The sequence below is a fragment of the Phycisphaeraceae bacterium genome (assembly GCA_019636555.1).
Classification (GTDB): Bacteria; Planctomycetota; Phycisphaerae; order Phycisphaerales; family UBA1924; genus JAFEBO01.
The window spans coordinates 1-1,629 of sequence record JAHBXH010000004.1 but is presented as its reverse complement, the minus strand read 5'-3'; the positions used below and the strand labels follow the sequence as shown (position 1 = coordinate 1,629).

Genomic DNA, 1,629 nt, shown 5'->3' with positions numbered 1-1,629 from the left:
TGCGGGGCCAACCTGGTTGAACACGGGGGTGTCCTCATATATCCACGCCAGAAGTCCGATCAGGAGGCTCGGCACGATGAGCAGCAACCCGATCGTGCGAGGGTCGTGGCGGATCTGGGTGAGAACCCGCCCGGCGGCGGCGAAGGTGAGGCGCACGCTCATGACGCCGCCTCCCCATCGAATTCGGTGCCGAGATGTTTCGGTCGGTGCCGGATGAGAGCGAGAAATGCGGCGTCCGCGTCGGCGGCGCCCGTGCGTTCGAGAAGGCCGGCCGGAGTTTCGTCCGCGAGGATCTCGCCGTCCCTCAGGAGCAGCAGACGATCGCACCGGGTGGCCTCATCCATGACGTGGCTGGAGACGAGCAGCGTCGTTCCCGATTCGGCGAGTCGACGGAACAACCCCCACAGTTCCATGCGGAGCACGGGATCGAGTCCGACCGTGGGTTCGTCGAGCACGAGAAGTTCGGGAGAACCGAGCAGCGCCACGGCAAGCGAGGCCCGACTGAGCTGGCCGCCGGACAGCGAGTCAACCATTTGGTTCGCCTGCTCGGCGAGATCCGTCGACTCGAGGACGCGCTCGATGTCGGCACGACCAGCCCGCAGTATGGATGCGAAATAGTTGAGGTTCTGGCGAACGGTCAGGTCACCGTACACGCTCGCGTCCTGGGTCACGTAGCCCACCCGGCGGCGCAGGATAGCGCTCCCCGCCGCGTGGTCGAGGACGTTCACCACGCCGGTGACGTTGCGCTGCACACCAACGATCGCCCGCATGAGCGTGGTCTTGCCGGAACCGCTTGGCCCGAGGAGGCCGACGAGAGAGCCTTGCGGAACGTCGAAGGAAATGCCGTGCAGTACCTCACGTTTGCCTCTGCGGACGCGAAGGTTCTCAGTATGAACTGCATAATTCACCATGTGATGAATTATTCGGGGGGAGTGACCCCGCTGTCAAGAGGAGAGGGGTACCCCGTCAGGTGCCACTGAATCACCGGGCCAATGCGACGAGCGACCTCATCGATGGGTGCGCTCGCGAGCGGTTCCACCCGCACGCCGTACCGCACCATGAACAGTCCGACGATCTGCGACGCGGCTGCGCCCGCCCGCAATTCTCCGTCCTCGGTGCCCAAATCTTCAGCGATCTTCGTGAGCACCTCGCGCGTGATGAACTGGCGCAGCATCGTCGCGGCGAAGTCGTGGCCAAGTGCGGTGCGGATAAGGCTGATGACCCGTTCGGCGGACTTGCCGGACTCCATTTGCGTGAGAACGACGATGACAAGGTTCACGCCGATCTGATCCCGCGGACCACGCAAGACCTCCTTGACGATGAGGTCCGGCCGCATGGGCGAACTCACGGACGCGGCAAACAGCTCCGGCTTGTCGTTGAAATAGTGGTGCACCAGGGCAGGATCGACGTCTGCTCGCCGGGCAATCGCACGCAGCGACGTCGCGTCGTAGCCCTTTTCGAGAAACTCCTTCGACGCCGCCTCGAGAATCTGGGCCCGCGCATCCGCGTCCCCGGTGCGGCGCCGCCCTCGCGAGCGGCGCGCAGTCTCACCGTCAGCAACCCGTGCCATATCGACAGGCTAGACGACTTTCGACGGATGGCCGCGGGGGAGCCGCCCCGGCGGGGATC

General features: G+C 65.0%; 2 protein-coding genes. Both read right to left on the bottom strand.

Annotated elements, in window-relative coordinates:
- Positions 1 to 158 precede the first annotated feature (158 nt).
- On the bottom strand, positions 159 to 911 hold the full coding sequence (locus KF691_16270) for an ABC transporter ATP-binding protein (protein ID MBX3391007.1): 753 nt from the start codon (positions 909 to 911) through the stop codon (positions 159 to 161).
- An 8-nt stretch (positions 912 to 919) separates the two neighbouring features.
- Positions 920 to 1,570, bottom strand: a complete 651-nt coding sequence (locus KF691_16265) for a TetR family transcriptional regulator (GenBank protein MBX3391006.1) — start codon at positions 1,568 to 1,570, stop codon at positions 920 to 922.
- Between the last annotated feature and the right edge of the window lie 59 nt (positions 1,571 to 1,629).